The 4,212-nt window shown below is 47.1% G+C and carries 7 protein-coding genes and 1 tRNA gene; 3 read left to right on the forward strand and 5 right to left on the reverse strand.

The window, feature by feature from the left end:
• The 3 genes from OGY18_RS06435 to OGY18_RS06445 all read left to right on the forward strand — a co-directional run.
• Window positions 1-1,172, forward strand: a 1,172-nt coding sequence (locus OGY18_RS06435) for an EAL domain-containing protein (protein WP_286552306.1), incomplete at its 5' end; no start/stop codon positions are given.
• Between the two features lie 265 nt (window positions 1,173-1,437).
• A complete protein-coding gene (locus OGY18_RS06440) occupies window positions 1,438-1,902 on the forward strand; it encodes a methyltransferase family protein (protein ID WP_286552308.1) in 465 nt (154 codons plus the stop codon).
• A 165-nt stretch (window positions 1,903-2,067) separates the two neighbouring features.
• A tRNA-Thr gene (locus OGY18_RS06445) sits at window positions 2,068-2,143 on the forward strand.
• Between the two features lie 389 nt (window positions 2,144-2,532).
• Here OGY18_RS06445 and ykfI read toward each other — a convergent pair.
• The 5 genes from ykfI to OGY18_RS06470 form a co-directional block, all read right to left on the reverse strand.
• Window positions 2,533-2,874 carry a type IV toxin-antitoxin system toxin YkfI gene (gene ykfI, locus OGY18_RS06450; protein WP_003031349.1) on the reverse strand — a complete coding sequence of 114 codons (342 nt, stop codon included), beginning with the start codon at window positions 2,872-2,874 and terminating at the stop codon, window positions 2,533-2,535.
• Window positions 2,875-2,894: 20 nt separating this feature from the next.
• Window positions 2,895-3,212: a type IV toxin-antitoxin system YeeU family antitoxin gene (locus tag OGY18_RS06455; RefSeq protein WP_003031347.1), complete on the reverse strand. Its 318-nt coding sequence runs from the start codon at window positions 3,210-3,212 to the stop codon at window positions 2,895-2,897.
• A 17-nt stretch (window positions 3,213-3,229) separates the two neighbouring features.
• Window positions 3,230-3,451, reverse strand: a complete 222-nt coding sequence (locus OGY18_RS06460) for a DUF987 domain-containing protein (protein WP_003031346.1) — start codon at window positions 3,449-3,451, stop codon at window positions 3,230-3,232.
• Between the two features lie 8 nt (window positions 3,452-3,459).
• On the reverse strand, window positions 3,460-3,936 hold the full coding sequence (locus tag OGY18_RS06465) for a JAB domain-containing protein (RefSeq protein ID WP_003031345.1): 477 nt from the start codon (window positions 3,934-3,936) through the stop codon (window positions 3,460-3,462).
• 15 nt (window positions 3,937-3,951) lie between these two features.
• Window positions 3,952-4,212 (reverse strand): antirestriction protein (locus tag OGY18_RS06470; RefSeq protein ID WP_286552309.1); only part of this gene is annotated, 261 nt, incomplete at its 5' end.

Genomic DNA, 4,212 nt, shown 5'->3' on the forward strand with positions numbered 1-4,212 from the left:
AAATCGGCCCAGATCCGCGAAATTTTAATCAGCGAGTCAGCTTGGGAAGAAATGACCTGCTTATTCGCACCTTCCCTAACAAAGTTGTGGAAGTCAATAAAGATTCACCGATGTTTACTTTTAACTTGACTGAATTTGAAGAAGAAATGCTGTATTCATCATTCACAAAAGAAAAACTGCATGATTTCTGTATTGCTAATTCGCTAACAATTAAGTCAGTGTATCGATATCGGGATAAAATTACTGCTCGCCTCGGCTTTTCCAATTTTAATGAAACTGTTATCTTTTTAACCCGAAATAATTTATTAAATGAAGGTTCTATAATCAATAATAATGTGAATGGGGATGCAGTTTACACTGACACATATGATGTTTCGGATACTAGTAGACTGAGTATGGCAATAAGGAATGAGGAGATCATTCCTTATTTTCAGCCCATCGTGAATATCAGGGGCGACGTTTGTGGAGTTGAGGTATTGGCTCGTTGGCCACAGGGACATAACTATGCTATTTCTCAGCGAGAGTTTATTCCATTGGCTGAAAAAAGTGGTTTAATCAATGAGTTAACTAGCTATTTAATGACCGCTGTTGCGCGCAATCTGGTCTCTGGAGGCGCGAGTATTAATAAAACTCTGTTCGTTTCTTTTAATGTCAGTCCGTCAGGTTTAAATAATCCTGTATTCTATTGGGAATGCCTTAATTTTATGGAGATAACGCAGGGTCTTCCGATAAAATTGATGATAGAGATAACAGAGAACCAGACGTTCACGATTACTCCTGCAATCAAAGAACTTATTCGCTCGTTGCGAAATAAAGGTGTTTTGTTCGCTTTGGATGATTTTGGTACTGGATACGCTAATCTCTGCTATCTCAATGAGTTAGACCTGGATGTAATCAAAATTGATAAAAGCTTCATTAAGGAAATTAAAGAGGTTGATCAATATATCCCTATGCTCGAGTCAATTACTCACCTTTCAGGACTTCTGGGGTTACGTACGGTGGCAGAGGGTGTTGAAAATGACTATCAGCAACAATGGCTGGGAAAAAATAATGTTGACTATCTGCAGGGGTATCAGTTTCTACCGCCAGTGACATTTAATGATTTTATCCGGTATTACCAGCAGTCAGTAGATTTGTTTGAATCAGCGTCGGATTCACCTTTATCTACGTAATTCCTTTTTGACACGGTTATTACATATGAAGGGTAAAACCTTTAAACGAGTATGTGCTCTGAGCTGACATAGCCTGCAGCATGATTTTTTCCTGAACACCAGGGGCAGACGCCTATGGTATGGGCGTCTTTGCATCGCTGCCTGTCTGTCTGATTAAGTAAAAAGTCCTATAGTGAGGTGTGCACCGTTTGTTTATGTATCTTAAACGGGGTATTTATAGTGATATCAGCGTTAATCAAACAGGTACTGAGGTTTGCCCGTAGCCATGCGTCCTTTTCTGACAAAATTAAGAGTCTGGCTTCCACCACCTCTCATCCTGTTATTATTCCTCATCGCGGATGCGTTGACGGCGATACCGCGTTTCACATTTGGCGCGGTGACTATCGTGATAAGTGCATTGTTGGCTAGCGTCAGTCTGGCGATGATACTGCATACCGCGTGGCAGATGCGGAAGAAACGTACGACGCTAAACCCACTGCATGCAGAGAAATCGACCACGCTTGTTACTGACGGATGTTACGCCTGGAGCCGCAATCCAATCTATCTTGGAATGAGTGGACTTCAGTTAGCTTTTGCTCTTTACGTCGGTAGCTTGATTGGAATATTGGCTGCACCGCTGTTTATGCTGGTGGTTGCCAGATTACATATTGATTTTGAAGAGGAACAACTACGAAAACATTTCGGGCCGGAATGGATGCGCTATGAGCAGCGTGTTCGCCGCTGGTTATAGAATTCCCTTGCCACGTATCAGGAAGCCTGTGACGACACGATTTGTGCGTAATTGAATGCGGATGATGCAAAAATAGGCGTTTGATTCGCAAGGCCATTGACGCACAGTCCGGTTAGTTTTAACCTTCTACCCCGTGTTCACATTCATGGGCACGTCCTTATCAGGGCCGATATAGCTCAGTTGGTAGAGCAGCGCATTCGTAATGCGAAGGTCGTAGGTTCGACTCCTATTATCGGCACCATTAAAATCAAATTCTTACGTAAGATCTTATCATTCTCCCACCAAAAAATTATTTTCATGTAACAGCTGGTGTAAGTAAATTCTATCAACGAAGATCAATCTTATCTACTGACCAAAAAGGCCTGATAGGGCTTCGCTCACTATACATCCGTGGCTGCAGGTTTAGTTGTCCATGTCTACACCACTCCTAAATTTAATGTGTTGGCAATGTGTTCAATAAAGCTCGAACAAATTAGCTCATTATGATCGGTTAATACTTCAACTTCTGGTTGCATGATTGTTTGTCCGTAAAAAGATAACGCGCCCGCCGGGTAGTAGCAGGCGCATTACGCAATAGGTAAACAAGGGAGGAAGTTCAGAAATGTAAATCGGGAAGGTTGTACGCAATGTTCATCGTACTACGTTGTTACGGCTTTGCCGCAACAAGCCAGTTGCCTGCCGCGCTCGCAGAATGTCTACAGCCCGGAGATAAGGAGATTGTTCCTGCCAGCTAAATCCCTTCCTGTCTATACGAACCAGCTCGTATTTTTCTACCAGAAAATTCACGGCATCGGCTAGGGTGATACCGGCATCGATGTGTTCCTTAATCACAGCCTCATTGCAGAATGGCGTGTCGTTTATTGTCAGACCATAGTGCTGTTCCAGCAGACGTGTCAGTAACATTTGCCAGACAGCCACGGGTGACAGGCAGGGCTTCACCGCCCGCTGAGTTGTTGCAGGTAAAGTTTTCATGTTTGCTCTCGTGAAGGTAATTAACGCTGAGTGGGGTAAATGGCGATGTATACGTAGCCGCAACTGCCAAGGGTGTCGGCTTCGCAGGTTAAATCGTTGTGGTACAGGGTAACGCAGTGGGCATGGTGGGTGCTGAGTTCACCAGTGGTCAGCATCGATTCCATCTGGCGGATAAAGTGCGGGAATGTTTCATCCAGCTTCCGGTATTCGATGTCACTGAACTTGCCGGTCATGCTGGCCCGGTCAGCCAGATAATGCAGTCGGTTGCCTTCCTGCACCAGACGGGCTCCCAGACGTGGCGTGATATCACGCTGCAGACCCCATGTGATTTTGCTCATTGATAACCTCTTTATTGTCAGTTCAGGGTGATGCTCATCAGGCAGGCATAAGGCCCCTCGCGGTCCTGGCGGCGTTCGGCGTATACCGCCAGGACTCCTGTGATATCCGGAACGTCCCTGCCGGTGTAATGGCAGACGCTACCGTGCCACTGGTATTTGCCGGTGCAGAAACGAAAGATTCGGGACTCAGGATGCTGGCGGTATATCGTCATTGCCCGGCGTTTACTGATAATTTTCATGTAATACCTCACAGCAGACCGTGTTCTGCGAACGAATAGATTTGCCTGCCGCCGACAATCAGATGGTCAGGGACACGGATATCCACCAGTTGAAGTACCTGAACCAGTCGCTGCGTGAGGGCTTTGTCAGCCTGGCTGGGCGTCGTCTCGCCGGAAGGATGGTTATGCGCCAGTATTACCGCTGCCGCGTTGAAGTACAGAGCGCGCTTGACCACCTCGCGGGGATGTACCTCGGTACTGCTAATAGAACCGGCAAACAGGGTTTCGTGGGCAATCAACTGGTTCTGCTGGTTCAGATACAGCACCCGGAACTCTTCCCGTTCAAGCGCGGCCATATGCAGCCGCAACCACTCCCGGACGGCATGAGTGGAGGTGAAGGCTACCCCAGGCTCATGCAGGTGCCGCTCCAGAGCCCTGAGCGCCCGCTGAATGAGACGCCGGTCCTGTGGCGTTATCTCGCCGGGTAAAAAGGAAAGCTGTTTCATTCGTTGCTCCTCCGGTCAGTCAATGATACGCAAAATGGCGTGGGCTTCAGAATGCTGCAGGGCATAGTCCCGCAGGCGGTAATAGTGCGCGGTCATTGCGTCACACTCTGTACGGCAGGCGTGATGGCTGTATTCAATCAGGCAGACAGCAATGCCTGCGGCTTCAGCACTCATGTCCGCGCCATTGCCGTTCATACCGTTGAACAGATGCCATTTATCGTCAACGTCAGCATCAGGGGCCATAAACGCGCCGCCATTGCTGAGCGTGTAAAAGGA

It is taken from the genome of Citrobacter sp. Cpo142 (assembly GCF_030332425.1).
Lineage (GTDB): Bacteria > Pseudomonadota > Gammaproteobacteria > Enterobacterales > Enterobacteriaceae > Citrobacter > Citrobacter portucalensis.